Genomic DNA, 20,172 nt, shown 5'->3' on the forward strand with positions numbered 1-20,172 from the left:
GGTCGGGCGGGCATCCGTCTTGTAATAGGAGAACTTCGTGCTGTGGTCCTTGCTCGTGCGTTACCTGCGTCCATACTGGCAGCTGCTTTTGGGGGTGATTGTCTTTCAACTGGCCCAGTCGATCGCCTCGCTCTTTCTCCCCACCCTCAACGCTGACATCATCGACGAGGGTGTGGCTACCGGTGACACCGGCTACATTCTGCGGGTGGGCGGCCTCATGCTGCTGATCACCCTCGCCCAGATCATTTGCGCGATCGTGGCCGTGTATTTTGGAGCCAAGGTTGCCATGAAGGTCGGCCGTGACCTGCGCGGGGCGGTGTTCAGCCGGGTCGGTGAGTTCTCGGAACAAGAAGTCACCCGGTTCGGGGCGCCCTCGCTCATCACCCGTTCCACCAACGATGTGCAGCAGGTGCAGATGCTCGTGCTGACCACGTGCACGCTGTTGGTCTCCGCACCCATCCTCAGCATCGGCGGTGTGATCATGGCGATCCGCCAGGACGTGCAGCTGTCCTGGCTCATCGCGGTGAGCGTGCCGATTCTGCTCATCGCGGTCGGCCTCATCGTCGTGAAGATGGTGCCGCTCTTCCGCAAGATGCAGACCCGCATCGACACCGTCAATCGGGTGCTGCGGGAGCAGCTCACCGGCATCCGCGTGGTGCGCGCGTTCGTGCGGGAGACGCAAGAGGCGGCCCGATTCGCCCAGGCCAACCGCGACGTCACCGAGGTGGCGCTCAGCTCCGGTCGCCTGATGGCGCTCATGTTTCCCATCGTCATGCTCGTGCTCAACGTCTCGAGCGTCGCCGTCATCTGGTTCGGCGCGTTTCGCATCGATGACGGATCTATGCAGGTAGGCACGCTCATCGCCTTCCTCAGCTATCTCATGCAGATTCTCATGGCCGTCATGATGGCCACGTTCATGGCGGTCATGATTCCGCGCGCGGCCGTGTCGGCGGACCGCATCGGTGAGGTTCTCGCCACCGAATCGAGCGTCGTACCGCCGGCCAACCCGGTGAACGCAACGGTCGGTCAGGGCGAACTCGAACTGCTCGACGTGGGCTTCGCCTATCCGGGCGCGGAACAACCAGTGCTGCGCAACGTGAGTTTCATCGCCCGCCACGGCGAGACCACCGCGATCATCGGCAGTACCGGCAGCGGCAAGACCACTCTGGTGAACCTGCTGCCGCGGCTCTTCGATGCGACGACCGGCTCCGTGCTGGTCGACGGCGTCAACGTGCGTGAGCTGAACCCCGACCTGCTCTGGGGCCACATCGGCCTGGTTCCGCAAAAGCCGTATCTGTTCTCCGGAACGGTGCGCAGTAACCTGCTCTACGGCAAACCCGACGCGAGCGAAGACGAACTCTGGCAGGCCCTCACGATCGCGCAGGCGCGGGATTTCGTCACCGAAATGGATGGCGGGCTCGACGCCAAGATTGCCCAGGGCGGCACCAACGTATCGGGCGGTCAGCGCCAACGCCTCGCCATCGCGCGCGCCCTGGTGAAACGACCGGAGTTGTACATTTTCGACGACTCGTTCTCAGCCCTCGACCTCGCCACGGATGCCCGGCTGCGGCTCGCGCTCAAGCAGAGCACCAACGGCGCCACGATGGTCATCGTTGCCCAGCGGGTGTCGAGCATCATCGACGCCGACCAGATTCTCGTGCTCGAAGACGGCCGCATCGTCGGCCGCGGAACTCACGAGCAGCTGCTCGACTCGAACACCACGTACCAAGAAATTGTGTCTTCCCAGCTCACCGCGGAGGAAGCAGCATGAGCGAGACCCACGCCGACGACAAGCCGGCTCCGCGTCCGCAGCGCGGAGGTGGTCCATTCGGCGGCATGAACCTGCCGGCCGAGAAGTCGATGAACTTCACCGCGTCGGGCAAGCGACTGCTCGGCAAGTTGCGCCCCGAGCGCCTCTGGCTGATGCTCGTACTGGCCCTCGCCGTGATCAGCGTGACCTTCTCGGTGCTCGGCCCGCGCCTGCTCGGTGAGGGCACCAACCTGATCTTCTCCGGCATCGTGTCGAAGTCCCTGCCGAGCGGCAGCAGCCAGGCCGACGTGATCGCGGGCCTGCGGGCAGCCGGCAACAGTACCCAGGCCGACATGCTCAGCGGCATGACGCTCACGCCGGGCCTCGGCATCGACTTTGCCATGCTCTCCACCGTGTTGTTCTGGGCACTCGCACTCTACGTGCTGTCGAGCGTGTTCAGCTGGATGCAGGCGTATGTGCTGAACGGAGTCGTGCAGCGCACGGTCTACCGCCTGCGCGAAGAGATCGAGGCGAAGATCAACCGCCTGCCGCTGAGCTACTTCGACAAGAGGCCGCGCGGTGAACTTCTCAGCCGCGTCACCAACGACGTCGACAACATCTCGCAGAGCCTGCAACAATCGCTCAGCCAGGTTGTGACGAGCCTGTTGACTGTGATCGGTGTAATCGTGATGATGCTCATCCTCTCGCCGCTGCTGGCTTTGATCGCCCTGGTGACGGTGCCGCTCACGCTGGTGATCACAGCGTTCATCGCCAAGCGTTCGCAGAAACTGTTCGTGGCCCAGTGGGCCAACACCGGCGAGCTGAACGGTCAGATCGAGGAGACCTTCACCGGCCACGCCCTGGTCAAGGTGTTCGGCCGACAGAAGGAGGTCGACGCCCGGTTCAAGCAGAAGAATGATGACCTGTACGAGGCCAGCTTCGGTGCACAGTTCATCAGCGGCATGATCATGCCGGCAATGACCTTCATCGGCAACCTCGTCTATGTCGCCATCGCTGTGGTCGGCGGCCTGCAGGTCGCCTCCGGTGCCATGCAACTCGGAGACGTGCAGGCGTTCATTCAATACTCCCGCCAGTTCACCCAGCCGCTCGCGCAACTCGGGTCGATGGCGAACCTCCTGCAGTCGGGTGTCGCATCCGCTGAACGCGTGTTCGACCTGCTCGACGCCGACGAACAGAGCGAAGACCCCGATCCGGCCGAGACCCCAACAGAGGTGCACGGCCGTCTGGTCTTCGAGAACGTATCTTTTCGGTACACCGAGGACAAGCCGCTGATCGAAGAACTCAGCCTCGTGGCTGAGCCCGGGCAGACCATCGCCATCGTTGGCCCGACCGGAGCCGGCAAAACCACACTGGTGAACCTCATGATGCGGTTCTACGAGATCGACTCCGGGCGCATCCTGCTCGACGGAGTCGACGTGGCCACCATGACCCGGCACGACCTGCGCAGCCGCATGGGCATGGTGCTGCAGGACACCTGGCTGTTCGGCGGCACGATCCGCGACAACATCGCCTACGGTCGACCGGATGCGACGGAGCAGGATATTCTCGCAGCCGCCACCGCGACCTACGTCGATCGGTTCGTGCACTCGCTGCCCGACGGGTACGACACCGTCCTCGACGATCAGGGCAGCAACGTGAGTGCCGGTGAAATGCAGCTGCTCACCATCGCACGGGCATTCCTGGCGAAGCCGAGCGTGCTCATCCTCGACGAGGCGACCAGCTCGGTGGATACACGCACCGAGGTGCTCGTTCAGAAGGCGATGAGCGCTCTTCGGGCCGAGCGCACGAGCTTCGTCATCGCGCATCGGCTCTCGACCATTCGGGACGCCGACCTGATTCTGGTGATGGAATCGGGGCGCATCGTGGAGCAAGGCAACCACGTGCAGCTGCTCGCCGCCAACGGTGCCTATCAGGCGCTGTACGCCGCACAGTTCGCCGCGCCCGTCGCCGACGAGGTCTAGCCCGGGCTCCTCCCCAACCCGTCGCCTGCCCGTGTCATCCCCAGATTCGGGTAGGCACCGGCGGCGGTGCGGGCCACGCTGGCACAGTGGCGGCATGCATCCCACCATCGTCAAAGCCCAGAAGGCTCAGGACTTTCTGGCACTCGTTCCCCAGCTGCTCGGTTTCGTTGCCGAGTCCAGCGCCGTTCTGGTGGCGTTTCGTGGCAACCGCACCTGCGGCGCGCTGCGTTTCAACCTGCCCGAAGACGGCGCACCCCACAAGGTGTACAAGCGCATTGCGACGACCCTGGCCGGAATGCTGTGCAAGATTCCTGGAGTCGACGCCGTCGTCCCGGTCATCTACACCGACGATTCCTTCAACGCTGCGGTCGGCATTCCGCGCGAACAGTTCGCCGAGATTCTGAATCGGCGACTCGAGCTGAGCGGATTTCTGTTGCGAGATTCCCTGTGCGTTGCAGCGGATGCCTGGGGCAGCTACCTCGACCCGGACTGCCCGGCCGCTGGGCACCCACTCAGCGATATCACGGAGTCACCGATCTTTGAGGCGGTGCCCCCTGAAGTCGCCCTCGAGTTGCCGCGCCCACTGGGCACACTGCAGACCGGCGCTGACCCGATCGGTGTCAATCTGGCGAGCAGGGAACGCCTGGCCCGCCTGTACCGGCGGTATCGGCGTCTGCTCGCGCGGGGCGAGAACACTCCACAGCTGTTCGCCGCTCTCAGCCTTGCCCTCGACCCGGTAGCGATTGCCGAGGACGCTCTGACCTGGCCTAACCCACCCACCGAGGAGAACGCCGCAACGCTGCTCGTGCTCGTGCAGTCCCCGCCGAACCGCGACCAGATGATGGTGCAATTCGCGTTCGGGCGTGACGAAGGCGTGCGCGCGTACGAAATCAACCGGCGGTACGCGCAACTCCAGCACGAAACCGGGCGAAGCCTCGATGACCTGGTGGCGGCAGAGATCGACTCCGGCGAACCGACCGCCGAACACACCGGCGACATCATGCTCGGCCTGCAGACGGAACGACCCGACGTCGACCGCATTCGCATCGCGATCACCCTGCTGCGCACCGTCGTCGCCATGGCGCCGCGTTCGGCGAGGCCGGCGCCGCTGTGCATGCTGGCGTGGCTGTCGTGGGCGCTCGGCAGTGGTTCCGTGGCCGGTTTCTTCGTCGACCAGGCCCTCGCCATCGACTCGCAGTACAGCATGGCCACCCTGCTGAACCTGCTGCTCACGTCCGGGCACCTGCCGGAATGGGCCTTCGCGGTGCCGCGCGCTGACGACGACGACGATGCTGAGGGCGATGGTTACGAAAACGATGAGGACTTCGGCGACGGCGCGACGCCCAGCGACGACGCCCTCTGGTTCTTCGAAGGCGAGAACGACGACGCAGATTACGACGACGAGCGGGCAGCTGACGGATGACGCGGGTGCAGCACGACCAGACCCGGTCTCGCATCCGTTTGAATGCCAGACCGGGTCGCGGGTTGAGCGGTTGCGCTACATGTACTTCGGCGCCTCCGCCAGCACGCCGTGCAGAATCTCACCGATCTCGGCGAATTCTTTCGGGCCCACGGTCAGTGGGGGAGCGAGCTGGATGACCGGGTCGCCGCGGTCGTCGGCGCGGCAGTACAGGCCGGCTTCATAGAGCGCCTTCGACAGATACCCGCGCAGCAGACGCTCGGATTCTTCGTCGTTGAAGGTTTCCTTGGTGCCCTTGTCCTTGACCAGTTCGATGCCAAAGAAATACCCGGCACCGCGCACGTCACCGACGATGGGCAGGTCGAGCAATTTCTCCAGTTCCTTGCGGAACAGCGGCGAATTCTCGCGAACGTTCTCGTTGAGCTTTTCCTCTTCGAAGATGTCGAGGTTGGCCAGGGCAACGGCCGAGGAGACCGGGTGGCCGCCGAAGGTGTAGCCGTGGTAGAACGTCGTGTCGCCGTGTTTGAACGGTTCGTAGATGCGGTCGCTAACGATGGTCGCGCCGATCGGCGAGTATCCGCTGGTCATGCCCTTGGCACAGGTGATCATGTCGGGCTGGATGTCATAGGTCGTCGAGGCGAACATGTTGCCGATGCGGCCGAATGCGGTGATGACCTCGTCGGCGACCAGGAGCACATCGTACTTGTCGCAGATTTCCCGTACGCGCTTGAAGTAGCCGGGGGGCGGCGGGAAGCAGCCGCCGGAGTTCTGCACGGGCTCCAGGAAGACAGCTGCAACAGTTTCGGGGCCCTCGAACTGAATCATCTCTTCGACGCGGTTCGCGGCCCACTGGCCGAACACCTCGAGGTTGTCGCCGAGGCCGAGGCCAGGGCCCATCTCGTCGGCCCGATAGAAGTTCGTGTTGGGAACGCGAAAACCGCCCGGGGTGACCGGTTCGAACATCTCCTTCATCGCCGGGATGCCGGTGATGGCCAGCGCTCCCTGCGGGGTGCCGTGGTAGGCAACGTTGCGGGAGATGACCTTGTGCTTGGTCGGGCGACCCATCAGCTTCCAGTAGTACTTGGCGAGCTTGAATGCGGTCTCTACGGCTTCACCGCCGCCGGTGGAGTAGAACACGCGGTTGAGGTCGCCCGGGGCGTAGCTGGCGAGCCGGTCGGCGAGTTCGATCGCATTCGGGTGGGCGTAGGACCAGATCGGGAAGAAGGCGAGTTCCTCGGCCTGCTTGGCGGCCACCTCAGCGAGACGCTTGCGGCCGTGGCCGGCGTTGACCGTGAACAGACCGCTCAGTCCGTCGATGTACTGCTTGCCCTTGGAATCCCAGATGTGGTGGCCCTGGCCCTTGACGATGATGGGAACTCCAGCGCCGGATTCCATCACCGACTGACGGGAGAAGTGCATCCAGAGGTGATCCTTGGCCTTTTGCTGCAGCTCGGCGTTGTGGGCGTCGCTGTACGCGGTCGGTGAATCGATGGGTGTGGTGAGAGTCATTTTTTACCGTGTTCCCCAGTTATAGAACTGTTTGTGGAGTTTGAGATAAACGAACGTCTCGGTGGAGAGGACTCCATCGAGATTGCGAATCTTGGAGTTGAGCAGTTCGAGCAGTTCGTCGTCGTCTTCGCAGACGACCTCGGCGAGAATGTCAAAGGTGCCGGCCGTCAGCACGAGGTAGTCCACGGCATCGATCTCGGCCAGCTGCTCGGCCAGCACGCGAGTATCGGTCGACGCGCGAATTCCGATCATTGCCTGGCGAAAGAAGCCCAGCTGCATCGGATCCGTCACGGCGACGACCTGCATGACGCCCGAGTCAGTGAGCTTCTGCACCCGTTGACGCACTGCCGCTTCGCTGAGACCGACGGCCTTGCCGATCTCCGCGTACGACCGACGTCCGTCGGCCTGCAGCTGTTCGATGATCTTTTTCGACACATCGTCGAGCTGGGCCGGCTTGGGCGGGTGACCGCGCCTTTGTCCATTCATGCATCGATTGTGTCAGTCAAAATGCACTTCGGCAAGCGAATCCGTCGAACATTATGCAAATCACTGCGGATTTCATTTGTGAATCTGGGTGCATCTCACGTTGAAATAGGTACACTTGGCCGCATGAGCGCCCCCGAACTTCGTAACTTCATCAATGGCCGGTACGTCGACTCCACCGCGACGCATCGGTTCGACCTCATCGACCCTGCCACCGAAGCGATCTACGGAAGCAGCCCGGTGTCGACCGCGGCGGATGTCGACACGGCCTACCGGGCAGCGGCATCCGCTTTTGAAATCTGGGGCGAGAGCACCCCGGCCGTGCGGCAGCTCGCATTGTTTCGCATAGCGGATGCGATTGAGGCGCGTGCCGAGGAATTCGCCGACGCCGAGTCGCTCGATACCGGCAAGCCGCGCTCGACCCTGGTGGACGACGAGATTTTGCTCTCGGTCGACCAGATCCGCTTCTTCGCCGGCGCCGCGCGCAACCTCGAAGGGCGTGCGGCCGGCGAGTACATGACGGACCACACCTCGTTCATTCGGCGTGAGCCGATCGGTGTCGTGGGCCAGGTCACTCCGTGGAATTACCCGTTGAACATGGCGGTATGGAAGTTTGCGCCCGCGCTCGCCGCCGGGAATACAACCGTGCTCAAGCCCTCGGACACCACCCCGAGTGCGACCCTGCTGCTCGCCGAGGTCGCGGCGGAATTTTTGCCCGCCGGGGTGCTCAACGTGATCACCGGTGACCGTACGACCGGTGCGGCCATGGTAGACCACAAGACCCCGCAACTCGTGTCGATCACCGGTTCGGTGCGTGCCGGAATGGCCGTTGCCGAGGCTGCGTCACACGACCTCAAGCGCGTGCACCTGGAATTGGGCGGCAAGGCACCGGTGATCGTGTTCGACGACGCCGATATCGAGCTCGCCGTTGCCGGCATCGTCGCCGCCGGCTTCTTCAACGCCGGCCAGGACTGCACCGCGGCTACCCGGTTGCTCGTGCAGGCCGGCATCCACGACGAATTCGTCGCAGCGCTCGCCGCCCATGCCAGGGAGAATGCCCGTACGGGTGCCCCGAGCGAGCGCGGAATCCTGTTCGGACCGGTCAACAACGTCAACCAGCTCGCCCAGGTCTCCGGTTTCGTCGACCGGCTGCCCGACCACGCGGTGCTCGAACTCGGCGGACATCGGATCGGCAGTGCCGGCTATTTTCACGAAGCGACCATTGTGAGCGGCCTCAAACAGACGGATGAGGCGGTGCAGCAGGAAATTTTCGGCCCGATGATGACCGTGCAGCGGTTCACCGATGAGGCCGAGGCTCTGCGTTGGGCGAACGACGTGCAGTATGGCCTGGCCTCGTCGGTGTGGACCCGCGATCACGGTCGCGCGATGCGTTTCGCCAAGCACCTTGACTTCGGTTGCGTCTGGATCAACACACACATTCCGATCGTCGCCGAGATGCCGCACGGTGGTTTCAAACACTCCGGCTATGGCAAGGACCTCTCGATGTACGGGTTCGAGGATTACACCCGGGTCAAGCACGTGATGAGCTATATCGGACACTAGGCGGTGCGGTGGCCCCAAGCGGTGACGTTATTATGGTCCAAGTCCTTCGGCGAACGTTGGAACCACACTCGGAAGGCACCACCCGTGACCCAGATTGGTCAAGGTTCGACCGAATTTCGTGTCGAACTGCCCAGCGTTGCAACGACGTTAACGCTGGCGTGGGCAGCCCTGACCGATGTCGGTCATCGCCGTGAGGTCAACGAAGACAGCCTGCTCGCTGTACCGCCTCTGTTCGCAGTCGCTGACGGCATGGGCGGTCATTCGGCCGGTGACCTCGCCAGCTCGGCCGTGGTGACCCGGCTCGCCGAACTTTCCGGAACCCTAGTGGCCGAGGCCGGTTCGATCGATCGGGCGCTCGCGCTCGCGGTCGAGGATATGGCGCAGGGGGTCGGCGTCACCGATCAGGGAACGGGCACCACGGTGACCGGCGTCGCGCTGGCCCTGGTCTCGGATGCGGTCAGCTGGATCGTCTACAACATCGGCGACTCCCGGGTGTATCAGCTCACCGACGGTGTACTCGAACAGGTCACCAATGATCACTCGGTCGTGCAGGAACTCGTCGACGCCGGGCGCATCACCCGGGAAGAGGCCGACGTGCACCCGCACGGCAACATCATCACGCGCGCCGTCGGCTTTCACGAACCACCGATTCCCGACTACCGCATCCTGCAAATTCAGGCCGGCATGCGCATTCTGGTCTGCTCTGACGGGCTCACCAAGGAGCTCACGTCCTACGGCATCCGGCATTTCCTGCTCGAAAAGAAGCTGGCAGCGGATGCCGTCGCCGCGATGGTCGAAGCGGCCCTCGACAACGGCGGCCGTGACAACGTCACCGCGATCGTGGTTGACGTGCTCGCGGTCGAGCCCTACAAGGCGCCAGAGTAATCAGGTGAGCACAGCGCGCTAGCAGGCGTGCGCAGCTATTAGGCATTACCTACTACCTGTCGTAAGGTAGTAGCTATGACCCAGCCATCGCGCACGCCGGCCGTGCCACAAGACGCGCAGTCCCTGCGTGGGGTGCTGCCCATGCTCATTCTGTGCCAGCTGCAGTCTGCCGAGTCGTACGGATACGAACTCGTTGTTCGGCTGCAGAACATCGGCCTCACCGACCTCGCGACCGGCACGGTCTACCCGGTGCTGTCGCGCCTGGAACAGGACGGCTCGCTCACCAGCCGCCTGGTGGCATCCACTGCGGGCCCGGCGCGCAAGTATTACTCGCTCAGCGAGGCGGGGGAGGCGGCCCTCGATCTCGCCACGGCGCGCTGGCGCTCCCTGACGGCGATCGTGGAGACGGGCCTCGGCGTCACCACCACAGAAGATTTAGCCGGAGAGGATCAGAAATGAACACGCAAACCATCGAGGCCAGATCCTCCTTCGGAGTCTGGCGTCGCCGCGAGTCCTATTTGTTCCGGCTCGAACTCTGGCTGGAAGAGTCCCTATCTTCAAGCGAGCGCCGATCGATCCTGCGCGAGATTCGCGACAACGTCACGGTGGATGCCGCAGCCCGCGGCATCGACGCCGCCCTCGACTCCCTCGGCTCACCCCGCACCCTGGCCCGAAGTTTCGCCGAGACCGGCCGCGGCAGCCGCCCCTCCTGGAATCGGGCGATCTACTGGTTCACCGGCCTGCTGATGCTCTGGTGGACCCTGGCCTTCACCTACACGGCCGGTATGCTCTCTGCGCTGCTGGACAGCGGCGCCGAGTCGGCCGAGTCGTCCTTTCTCGGGCTGCCGGTATCGGCGTTCAACCGGGAGTCCGGAATCGGGATCGGCTGGGAAGCATCCTCAGTCGTTGCCTTAATTCCGCTGATGGTCATGATCGCTGCTGCCATCCTCGCCGGGCGGCTCTGGCGCGTGCGGATCGGCCGCCGATAGTCGCAAAGCATCAGTCGCGTATTATGGAACAAGTGAATGAGACCCTGCCCCCATGCTCTGAATGTTCCAGCGACCTGACCTACGAAATGGGCGCCCTGCTGGTGTGCCCGCTCTGCGCCCATGAGTGGTCGAACGAGCCGGTTGAGCAAGAGCAGGAAGCCCAGGTCAAAGACGCGTTCGGAACCGTGCTGACCGACGGTGACACCGTGTCGATCATCAAGGACCTCAAGGTCAAGGGCCAGGCGTTGTCGATCAAGGTCGGAACCAAGGTGCGCAACATTCGCCTCGTTGACCCGGTCGACGGTCACGACATCGACTGCAAGGTTGATGGTTTCGGATTCATGCAGCTCAAGTCCAGTGTGGTCAAGAAGGTCTAGGTTCTTTCGATGGCGACGTGTCAGATTTGCGGGGCCTGGTTGCCGGTCGGGGCCATGTTCTGCGGCGAATGCGGCAGCTCCCGCACCGCCACCGTGGAGTCGCGCAAGCGTCCCGACCCTCGCCCGAACGACACGACGATTATTGCCCGCCTACCGCGCGCGCCCGTCGTCATCTCCGTACCGATTCCCGCTCAGGTGCCGGCTCCGGTACGGGCCATTGCCGTGGTGACCGCTGCCCCGCCCGCACTCCCCGCCGCAGTGATGCCGACCCGGGCGACCTTCGTGTTGACTTTCAGCACCGGCCAGCGGGTAACCGTGCAGGGCTCAGGCCTGATCGGCCGCAAACCCCTGGCCCAACCCGATGAGATTTTCGACGAACTCATACGGGTAGCGGATGCCGACCGCTCGCTCTCCAAGACACACCTCGAGTTCGGCCAGCACGACGGCGAGTTTTGGGTCAGCGACCGTGTCTCGGGCAACGGCACGGTGATTCGCCGCCCCGGTGAAACGGCTGAGGCGCTCGAACCGGGGCGACGGTACGTTCTTCCGCGCGGCACCCGGGTGGAGATCGCCGACAACTCTTTCAACATCGACTGAGTGCCGGTCAGCCAGGCCACCTCCTCCACAGCTACGCACAATCTGTGATCGTGCACCGATAGCCCCGTCGAGGATGTTCGCGGGGCTGCAGTCTGGTCTGCTGGTTTCGTGTCCACCGTCGATGAAACCCTCGCGCTGCCGCCCGCGCCAGCCCCTCTGCCTCCGTCGGGATTTCCCCTGCTTGCCTGCGTGGCGCCTCTGGTCGCTGCCGGGCTGATCTGGATGATCACCGGCTCGGCCTTCGCGCTGATCTTCGCCGTTCTCAGCCCGATCATCGCGGTGGCCAGCATGTTCGACTCCAAGCGCTCGGGCGGCAAACGCCGCCGGGTCGAATCGGCCGCGCACGCCGAAGCCTTGGCACTGCTGCGCACGGTCATCACTGAACGCCAGGCCCGCTGGCGCGCCGAGGCCTGGCAACACACTCCATCTGCCCGACAAATTGTGCTGGGAAATGCTGCGGCGGCGCGCTGGCGCCAAACGGATGCCACGCTGGTCGCGCTGGGCGTCGGCTCGGTCCCGAGCGGCATTCGACTGGGCGGTGCAAGCGCCCCGAACGAGCACCGGGAACTTCGGGAGTGGGCCTCGACCGTCACCGGTGCCCCGGTCGTCGTCGACCTGGTTTCCGGAATGGGTATCGTCGGACCGATGCCACTCGCAGCGGCCGTTGCCCGGGCCGTGCTCGTACAACTGTGCTTCGCTCTGCCGCCGACCGACCTGGGAGTCGCCCTCGCAACCGACGCCCAGACCACCGACTGGGCCCGGGCAGCGCAGCTGCCGCAGGCCGGAGCAACGCCGCGACGGCTCACGTTGCTGCTGCGAACAGTCACCTCCGTGCATGCGCTCGGAGACGAACCCGATCGTGGGCTGCTGCTCCTGGCCGTGGCGACGCGGCTCGAGGATCTGCCCCCGGGTTGCGGTACGGTCGTGCGCATCGCTGGGCCGACCCGGGCGCAGATCATTCGTGCGCCCAATCGCGCGCCGCCCCTCGACTTTTGCCCGGAGCTGCTCACCCAGGCCGAGGCGATCGACTTCGCGGTGGCCCTCGCCGAGCAGGCGCGTGCCGCCGGGATGGCAGGGGAGTCCGGGGCGCTCCCGACCACGCTCACCCTGGCCGAACTGCTCGAAGACGGCAGCGATGCCCCGGAAATCACCGGCGGGACAGCGCCGCCGAGCCTCGACTGCCCGATCGGTGTCGGACGAGACGGTCCGGTAAACGTTGACCTGGTGCGATCCGGGCCGCACGCCGTGGTCGGCGGCACCACTGGCAGCGGCAAGAGCGAGCTCCTGACCACCTGGGTGGCAGCGCTGGCCGCGACCTATTCGCCCGGCCAAGTGAACTTTCTGCTGGTCGATTTCAAGGGCGGTTCGGCCTTTCAACCGCTGGCTCGACTGCCGCACTGCGTTGGCCTCATCACCGACCTCGACGCGGCCACGGCTACCCGAGCCCTGGCCAGTCTGGGGGCCGAACTCCGCTACCGGGAACGCCTGCTCAGCTCGGCCGGTGCGCGGGACGTAACCGACGCGCGCCTGACGCATCCGCTGCCCCGACTGGTCATCGTCGTCGATGAATTCGCCACCATGCTCGGGCTGTTTCCCGAGCTGCACGCCCTCTTCGTCGACATCGCCGCGCGGGGGCGGTCGCTTGGTGTGCACCTCATCCTCTGTACCCAACGACCCGCCGGGGTAGTACGCGACGCCCTGCTGGCCAACTGCAGCCTGCGCCTGTCCTTGCGGGTGAACAACCGTGCCGACAGTCAGGCGGTGATCGGTACGGATGCTGCAGCCGAATTGGCACCGAATCAGCCCGGCCGGTGCCTGGTCGCCACCGAAACGGGAGAACCGGTGCTCTGCCAGGTCGCGACGACCAGGGAACTCGACATCGCCGGCATCGCTGCCGCGCCGCTGTCGGCACTTCCGGTTTTGTCGTCAGCGGGCGGATTCGTCCCGAGGCGGCCCTGGCTCGATGCGCTCCCGCCGGTGGTCACGGCGGCAGACCTGGCGAGCGCGTCGGCGGCATCTGGCTTTCCGCTGGGGTTACTCGACGAACCTGAGCGTCAACGGTACCGCGTGTTCGCCTACGACCCGCAGGTCGACGGGCATCTGCTCGTCGTCGGCGGGGCCGGTTCGGGTAAATCCGCCCTGCTGCGCACACTGGCTGAGGCAGTAGCCGGTGCGGCCGAAACTCACACCGGGGTCCACCTCGTCACGGCCGACGTCGAATCGGCCTGGGATACCCTTGCGAGCTTCAGCACCAGCGTGGAAACCGGGCAGCAGACTGCGGCCTCACCCCGGTTGATACTGTTCGACGATTTTGATTCCGTCTGCGCTCGCTGGCAGCCCGACCACCGGCTCGCCGCCGTCGACCTGCTCGTCGGGCTGCTGCGGGACGGCCCGGCAGCGGGGGTAAACGTCGTTGTTGCCGTACAACGGCACACCAGCGTGGTTCCCGGGCTGGCTGCACTCTGCCAGAGCTCCCTGCTGTTGAAACTGCCGAGCGTGCAGGACCACCTCGCGGCCGGTGGGCAATCGGCCAGCTATACCGCCGCGCTGCCGCCGGGCGGGGGCGTCTGGCGCGGTCTGCGCGTGCAATTGCTGGCTCCGACTGCGGCCCCGGTCGTACCTCCAGCCAGGCTGCCCGATGCGCTGGCCACTGGTGGCCCGCTCCTGATCGTGTCATCGTCGCCGACGAGCGCAGCCGCCCGCCTGCGCACCGTCCTCGGCGTGCCGGTGTTGGAACTGGCGGGAACGAGCGGGCTGGCGGCATCCGCGCTGCAGGTTTCCGGTGACGCAGGCCAGACGGATTCTGCGGGCCAGCTGATCGTCGTCGGTGACGCCGAAACCTGGCAGGCGCACTGGACGTTGCTGGCCCGGCTGCAGGGCCCAACGGCCAACAACACTGCGGCCAGCCTGGTCTTCGACCGCTGCAGCCTGTCGGATTTTCGGCTGATCAGCCACCGCCGGGAGTTGCCGCCGCCGTTGGCACCCGGGCGCGGGCGGGTCTGGGTGTTGCACCCGGGAGGCGACGTGACCAGGGCGATCCTCCCCGGCTAGACCAACACCTCGGCGACAGGCTGGTGCGGCAACCCGTGGGCGAGCGCCACGGGAGTGCTGGTCACGTGCCCGGCGAAGGTATTGAGCCCCTGGGCCAGGGCGGAATCCGCGCGCAACGCATTGACCCAGCCGAGCGTGGCGAGTGCGCGCACATAGGGCAGGGTCGCATTCGTCAGAGCATAGGTCGAGGTGTGCGGCACCGCGCCGGGCATGTTCGCCACGCAGTAGAACAACGACCGGTGCACGGTGAAGGTGGGGTCGGCGTGCGTGGTGGGGTGGCTGTCGGCAAAGCAACCGCCCTGGTCCACGGCGATATCCACGAGCACGCTGCCCGGTTTCATACGCGACACGAGCTCGTTACTGACCAGTTTGGGAGCCTTGGCTCCCGGAATGAGAACCGAACCGATGACCATATCAGCTTCGACGAGGGCCTTGTCGATCTCAAAGCTGTTCGAAGCAATGGTTTTGACCCGCCCAAAATGCAGGGCATCGATCTCGCGCAGCCGGAACAGGTTGGTGTCGAGCACGGTCACCTCGGCGCCGAGCCCGAGCGCGACCTGCATCGCGGCGGTGCCGGCGACCCCGCCGCCGAGCACGGCGATCTTTGCCGGGTGGGTGCCAGGAACGCCGGGCACCAGCAGGCCAGGGCCGCCGTTCGGTTTGAGCATGGCATTGGCACCGACGATTGGCGCGAGGCGGCCGGCCACTTCGCTCATCGGTGCCAACAACGGCAGCGCTCGGGAGGCCAACTGCACGGTTTCATAGGCGATCGCGGTGACTCCGCTCGTGAGCAGGGCCCGGGTCAGCTCGGGTTCTGCAGCAAGATGCAGATAGGTGAACAGCACCAGGTCGGCGCGAAAATAGCCGTACTCGCTTTGGACGGGTTCCTTGACCTTGAGCAGCAGGTCGGCGGCCGCCCAGATGCTCGCGGCGTCCGGCAGAATCATCGCGCCGGCCGCGACATACTGCTCGTCGCTGATCGAGGAACCGACGCCGGCGCCGGACTGCACGAGCACGTCGTGACCGTGCAGTACGAGGTCGTGCACGCCCGCCGGGGTGATCGCGACCCGAAACTCATTGTTCTTGATCTCGGTGGGGATGGCGATCCTCATGGTGTTCCTCTCTCGAAGCGCGCTCCTCGGCCGAGGTCCAGCGGCTCATCGCCACCACCCTAGTCGTGGCGCACCGACGATTTCGAGGGCGAATGTTGCGAGTTTGTGCTGATTTCGTGACAAATCGGTTGCAAGATCAATGTTTTGAACCCTTTTAGGTGTTTTTACCACCGATATGTGCAATTATCGACCAACTCGCAACGCAGCGAGTTTGACCGTGTGCGTGCCCAGAATGCTAGGAGAACCATGATGAAGTCCAAGCCACTGCCCGCCGATCCCATGATTCGCCAGCTCATTCGCCAAGCGCAGAACGCCCAGATGGGCCGTCGCACCCTGCTGGCCGGAGCCGGGGCCGGTGCGACCGCGCTCGCGCTCGCCGCGTGCTCTTCCGGGGCTGCGGTAAAGCCCACCGCTGCGGCCGACACGTCGGCCACCGACAAGACCATCCGCTGGGACAACTGGGCGCTGTACATCGATGTTGACGATGCCGGTACTTACCCAACCCTCGACGCTTTCAAAGCGCAAACCGGTATCTCGGTCAAGTACACCGAAGCCGTCGACGACAACAACTCGTACTACGGCAAGGTCAAAGACCAGCTCGCCCTCGGTCAGGACATCGGCGCCGACGTCGCCTGCCTGACCGACTGGATGGTCAGCCGCATGATTCGCTTCGGCTACACCCAGGAACTCGACCACGCCAACATTCCCAACCTGTCCAACCTGCTGCCGTCGCTGCAGGACGTCGACTTCGACCCGGGCCGCGCCATGAGCGTGCCGTGGCAGGGCGGCTTTGCCGGCCTGGCCTGGAACAAGGAAAAGTATCCACAGGGCGTCACATCGGTCGAAGACCTGTGGGCACCGGACCTGAAAGGCCGCGTCGGCGTGCTCTCCGAAATGCGCGACACCATGGGGCTGATCATGCTCGACCAGGGTGTCGACATCTCCGGCAGCTGGGGCGAAGCGGAGTTCACGGCAGCCATCGACGAGTTCAAGAAGCAGGTCTCCGACGGCCAGATCCGCAACATCAAGGGCAACTCTTACAAGGAAGACCTCGCCAACGAAGATACCCTCGCCGCCATCGTCTGGTCCGGTGACATCGTGCAGCTCAACGCGGAGAACGGCGACAAGTGGGGCTTCATCGTTCCCGAAAAGGGTGGAACGCTCTGGAACGACAACTTCGTCGTTCCGATCGGTTCTCCCGGCAAGAAGAACGTCGAAGAACTCATCAACTACTACTACGACCCGGCGGTCGCCGCCGAGGTCGCGGCGTATGTCAACTACATCACGCCGGTCGTCGGTGCCAAGGAAGCCATGATGGCCATCGATCCGACTTTGGCCGAAGATCCGTTGATCTTCCCCGACGATGCAACCCTCGCCAATGCCTACGTCTTCCGGGGTCTTGACGGCACCGAGGAGCAGACCTTCAACGCTCAGTTCCAGGCAATCCTGCTGGGTGCAGCCTGATGGCCGTCGGTGCGTTCGCTGATCGTGGCGCCGACCTGGAGCTGGTCGGCATCGAGAAACGGTTCCCCGGGTTCACCGCAATTGAAAATCTCAACCTCACGATTCCGGCCGGGTCGTTCTTCGCGCTGCTCGGTCCCTCGGGCTGCGGCAAGACGACCACCCTGCGGCTGGTCGCCGGGCTGGAAGAACCCACCAGCGGCCGCATCCTCATCGGTGGTGCGGACGTGACCAACCAGAAATCCTTCCAGCGCCCGGTCAATACCGTGTTCCAGAGCTACGCCCTGTTTCCGCACATGACCGTGCTGGAGAACGTCGCCTTCGGGCTGCGTCGCCGCAAGATTGGCGACCCGGTAGCAAAAGCGCACGAGGCGCTGCTCCTGGTGGAGCTCGATCACCTGGCCCACCGCAAACCCCAGCAGCTCTCCGGCGGCCAGCAGCAGCGAGTTGCACTGGCCCGCGCCATCGTGAACCGTCCGGCGCTGCTCCTGCTCGACGAGCCGCTCGGAGCCCTCGACCTCAAGCTGCGGCGTCAGATGCAGCTCGAGTTGAAGACCATCCAAGAGGAAGTCGGCCTGACCTTTCTGCACGTGACGCACGACCAGGAGGAAGCCATGACCATGGCCGACACCATCGCGGTCATGAACAAGGGTCGCATCGAGCAGATGGGCGAACCGCAGCAGCTCTACGAACTGCCGAAGACCGCCTTCGTGGCCAACTTTCTCGGCCAGTCCAACCTGTTCACCGGCCCCGTCGTCTCCACCACGAGCACCGCGATCGCGGTCGACGTGTCCGGGCAGAAGATCGTGGTGCCGCTTGAGCGTGCGCACCGAATCTCGGGCGAGGTCACTATCGGTGTGCGCCCCGAAAAACTCACCCTCCACGCCGAAGAGCCAACCTACAACGCCGGCCGCAATACGATGGGCCCGGGCAAGGTCATCGACGTGTCGTTCAGCGGCGTCAGCACGCAGTACCTTGTCGCCGTTCCCGGCGTCGGAACACTCGTGGTGTTCGCCCAAAACATGGCTTTCGGCCCGGCCGCGCACGTCGGTGCCGAGGTGTGGCTGAGCTGGAACGTCGAGCACGGCTTCGGGCTCGACGACGATCCGGCCGATGCTCCGCGGTTCGAGGCGGACCTCGACACCAAGACCATCGCGCAGCAGCGCCGGTCGTCGCTCGTCACGGAGCTTGAGGAGGCCTAAGGATGGCCTTCGCCGCATTCTCGACCGCGACGGCGCCGTCGACCGACTCCGTCGCCCGGCGTCGCAGCCCGGTGGCGCTGTTTCTGCTGTTGCCGGGCATCCTCTACCTGGTGCTGTTTTTTCTGACCCCGCTGGTCTCTCTGCTGCTGACGTCGTTTCAGACGCCGCGGGAGTTCGGTGACATCGGCCAGTACGACTATGCCTTCCGCTGGCAGAACTACACCGAGGTCATCACAACCTACTGGCCGCACATCGTGCGATCTTTCAGCTATGCGTTGGCCGCGACGTTCTTCGCGCTGGTGATCAGCTACCCGCTGGCCTATTTCATCGGGGTGACAGCCCGCAAATGGCCGCTGCTGCAAAGCCTCATGCTCGTGCTCGTGATCGCACCATTCTTCATCAGCTTTCTGCTGCGCACCCTGGCCTGGAAGCAGCTCTTCTCCGATGAGTCATTCGTCGTGCAGTCGCTCAAAGCGCTCTCGCTGCTCGGGCCGGAAGCCCACGTGACCGGTACGGCGTTCTCGGTGATCTTCGGACTCACCTATAACTTCATCCCGTTCATGACCCTGCCGTTGTACACGACGTTGGAACGACTCGACGTGCGTTATCTCGAGGCCGGCAACGACCTCTACGCCAGCCCGTTCCAGGTGTTCCGCAAGGTCACCATCCCGCTGTCGATGCCCGGCATCGTGGCGGGCACCCTGCTCACATTCATTCCGGCTGCTGGTGACTACATCAACGCGAGCCGGGACTTTCTCGGCGGTACCGGCACCCAGATGATGGGAAACGTGATCGAGGCGAACTTTCTGGTGCTGCAGAATTACCCCTCGGCGGCGGCACTGTCCATCATCCTGATGACCGTGATCCTGGTCATAGTCAGTATCTACGTGAAACGATCCGGAACGGAGGAACTGCTGTGAAGCTCTCCCTCGGCAAATGGTTGCTGCCCGTCTACAGCGGCCTGGCGCTGCTCTTTCTGATGATTCCCATCGGCTACACCTTCGTCTACTCCTTCAACGATTCGCTCAAATCGAACATCACCTGGCGCGGATTCACCTTCGACAAATGGCTCAACGTCTGCAACGTACAAAACGGCGCCGTCTGCCAGGCCTTCGGCAACAGCTTGTTCATCGGGGCCGTAGCCACGGTTGTCGCGACCACCCTCGGCACCATGATCGCGATCGCCATCGTGCGCTACCGATTCAAGTTTCGGTCCCAGACCAGCCTGCTGCTGTTTCTGCCGATGGCCACCCCGGAGGTCGTGCTCGGCGCCGGTCTGGCGGCCCAGTTTCTATCGCTTGGTGTGCCGAAGGACATGCTGACGATCATTCTGGCACACACCATGTTCTGCATCAGCTTCGTCGTGGTCACCGTGAAGGCGCGGGTGGCGAGCCTCGACCCGGCGCTGGAAGAGGCCGGCCGTGACCTGTACGGCTCCGCCTGGCAGGTGTTCGCGCGCATCACTTTTCCGCTGCTGCTGCCCGGCATTCTCGCGGCGGCACTGCTGTCGTTCGCGTTGTCGTTTGACGACTTCATCATCACGAACTTCAACTCCGGGGCGGTGACGACGTTCCCCAAATACATCTACATTTCAGCGGCACGCGGAATTCCGGCGGAGGCCAACGTGCTCGCGTCGGCCGTGTTCATTCTCGCGCTGGTCGTGGTCGTGACGGTGCAGGTGTCCGGGGCGGCGAAGGCGCGGCGATTGGCCAAGCTCACCTGAACGCCCAGTGAGATCCTTCGAGCTTGTGATCAACCGGGCGGCCGGCCAGCCCGCGGCCGCCGGCCGGG

General features: G+C 64.4%; 17 protein-coding genes. 14 read left to right on the forward strand and 3 right to left on the reverse strand.

Annotation, left to right across the window (positions count from 1 at the left end):
* Nucleotides 1–37 precede the first annotated feature (37 nt).
* From QMF22_RS03385 to QMF22_RS03395, 3 genes are all read left to right on the forward strand, one after another.
* Nucleotides 38–1,771: an ABC transporter ATP-binding protein gene (locus QMF22_RS03385; RefSeq protein ID WP_283450357.1), complete on the forward strand. Its 1,734-nt coding sequence runs from the start codon at nucleotides 38–40 to the stop codon at nucleotides 1,769–1,771.
* Nucleotides 1,768–3,732, forward strand: coding sequence for an ABC transporter ATP-binding protein (locus tag QMF22_RS03390; protein ID WP_283450359.1), 1,965 nt, complete (start codon nucleotides 1,768–1,770; stop codon nucleotides 3,730–3,732). The genes QMF22_RS03385 and QMF22_RS03390 overlap by 4 nt, the downstream gene beginning before the upstream one ends.
* 94 nt (nucleotides 3,733–3,826) lie before the next feature.
* A complete protein-coding gene (locus QMF22_RS03395; protein ID WP_283450361.1) occupies nucleotides 3,827–5,155 on the forward strand; it encodes a DUF4192 family protein in 1,329 nt (442 codons plus the stop codon).
* Nucleotides 5,156–5,230: 75 nt separating this feature from the next.
* Here QMF22_RS03395 and QMF22_RS03400 read toward each other — a convergent pair whose 3' ends face one another.
* Together QMF22_RS03400 and QMF22_RS03405 are read right to left on the reverse strand one after the other, a co-directional pair.
* Nucleotides 5,231–6,661, reverse strand: a complete 1,431-nt coding sequence (locus tag QMF22_RS03400) for an aspartate aminotransferase family protein (protein ID WP_283450363.1) — start codon at nucleotides 6,659–6,661, stop codon at nucleotides 5,231–5,233.
* Between the two features lie 3 nt (nucleotides 6,662–6,664).
* A complete protein-coding gene (locus tag QMF22_RS03405; protein WP_283450365.1) occupies nucleotides 6,665–7,147 on the reverse strand; it encodes an Lrp/AsnC family transcriptional regulator in 483 nt (160 codons plus the stop codon).
* 123 nt (nucleotides 7,148–7,270) lie between these two features.
* On the opposite strand from QMF22_RS03405, the gene QMF22_RS03410 reads away from it, so the two are divergent.
* The 7 genes from QMF22_RS03410 to QMF22_RS03440 all read left to right on the forward strand — a co-directional run bounded on the left by QMF22_RS03410 (nucleotide 7,271) and on the right by QMF22_RS03440 (nucleotide 14,606).
* The gene (locus QMF22_RS03410; protein WP_283450367.1) at nucleotides 7,271–8,707 is read left to right on the forward strand and encodes a gamma-aminobutyraldehyde dehydrogenase; all 1,437 of its coding nucleotides are present in this window, start codon (nucleotides 7,271–7,273) and stop codon (nucleotides 8,705–8,707) included.
* An 84-nt stretch (nucleotides 8,708–8,791) separates the two neighbouring features.
* Complete coding sequence (locus tag QMF22_RS03415) at nucleotides 8,792–9,592, forward strand: PP2C family protein-serine/threonine phosphatase (RefSeq protein ID WP_349357065.1); 801 nt, start codon at nucleotides 8,792–8,794, stop codon at nucleotides 9,590–9,592.
* 75 nt (nucleotides 9,593–9,667) lie between these two features.
* Entirely contained in the window at nucleotides 9,668–10,051 is a 384-nt protein-coding gene (locus tag QMF22_RS03420; RefSeq protein ID WP_283450369.1) for a PadR family transcriptional regulator, read from the forward strand.
* Nucleotides 10,048–10,581 (forward strand): HAAS signaling domain-containing protein, encoded by a 534-nt coding sequence (locus QMF22_RS03425; RefSeq protein WP_283450371.1) that lies wholly within the window; start codon nucleotides 10,048–10,050, stop codon nucleotides 10,579–10,581. Before QMF22_RS03420 ends, QMF22_RS03425 begins: the two co-directional genes overlap by 4 nt.
* Nucleotides 10,582–10,604: 23 nt before the next feature.
* Nucleotides 10,605–10,958 (forward strand): zinc ribbon domain-containing protein YjdM, encoded by a 354-nt coding sequence (locus QMF22_RS03430; protein ID WP_283450373.1) that lies wholly within the window; start codon nucleotides 10,605–10,607, stop codon nucleotides 10,956–10,958.
* A 9-nt stretch (nucleotides 10,959–10,967) separates the two neighbouring features.
* Nucleotides 10,968–11,555, forward strand: coding sequence for an FHA domain-containing protein (locus tag QMF22_RS03435; RefSeq protein WP_283450376.1), 588 nt, complete (start codon nucleotides 10,968–10,970; stop codon nucleotides 11,553–11,555).
* A gap of 108 nt (nucleotides 11,556–11,663) precedes the next feature.
* A complete protein-coding gene (locus QMF22_RS03440) occupies nucleotides 11,664–14,606 on the forward strand; it encodes an FtsK/SpoIIIE domain-containing protein (protein ID WP_283450379.1) in 2,943 nt (980 codons plus the stop codon).
* Here the strand turns inward: QMF22_RS03440 and ald are convergent.
* Nucleotides 14,603–15,718 (reverse strand): alanine dehydrogenase, encoded by a 1,116-nt coding sequence (ald, locus tag QMF22_RS03445; RefSeq protein WP_283450381.1) that lies wholly within the window; start codon nucleotides 15,716–15,718, stop codon nucleotides 14,603–14,605. The two genes, QMF22_RS03440 and ald, sit on opposite strands and share 4 nt — an antisense overlap.
* A gap of 249 nt (nucleotides 15,719–15,967) precedes the next feature.
* Here ald and QMF22_RS03450 point away from each other — a divergent pair, with 249 nt between their 5' ends.
* Genes QMF22_RS03450 through QMF22_RS03465 form a run of 4 tightly spaced genes read left to right on the forward strand, consistent with a single transcriptional unit; the run spans nucleotide 15,968 to nucleotide 20,104 of the window.
* Entirely contained in the window at nucleotides 15,968–17,182 is a 1,215-nt protein-coding gene (locus QMF22_RS03450; protein WP_283450747.1) for an ABC transporter substrate-binding protein, read from the forward strand.
* The gene (locus QMF22_RS03455; RefSeq protein ID WP_283450382.1) at nucleotides 17,182–18,381 is read left to right on the forward strand and encodes an ABC transporter ATP-binding protein; all 1,200 of its coding nucleotides are present in this window, start codon (nucleotides 17,182–17,184) and stop codon (nucleotides 18,379–18,381) included. The genes QMF22_RS03450 and QMF22_RS03455 overlap by 1 nt, the downstream gene beginning before the upstream one ends.
* A 2-nt stretch (nucleotides 18,382–18,383) precedes the next feature.
* Nucleotides 18,384–19,301, forward strand: a complete 918-nt coding sequence (locus QMF22_RS03460) for an ABC transporter permease (RefSeq protein WP_283450384.1) — start codon at nucleotides 18,384–18,386, stop codon at nucleotides 19,299–19,301.
* Complete coding sequence (locus QMF22_RS03465) at nucleotides 19,298–20,104, forward strand: ABC transporter permease (RefSeq protein WP_283450386.1); 807 nt, start codon at nucleotides 19,298–19,300, stop codon at nucleotides 20,102–20,104. Before QMF22_RS03460 ends, QMF22_RS03465 begins: the two co-directional genes overlap by 4 nt.
* The last annotated feature ends 68 nt before the right edge of the window (nucleotides 20,105–20,172 follow it).

The sequence above is a fragment of the Cryobacterium sp. PH31-L1 genome, from assembly GCF_030063145.1.
Taxonomy (GTDB): Bacteria; Actinomycetota; Actinomycetes; order Actinomycetales; family Microbacteriaceae; genus Cryobacterium.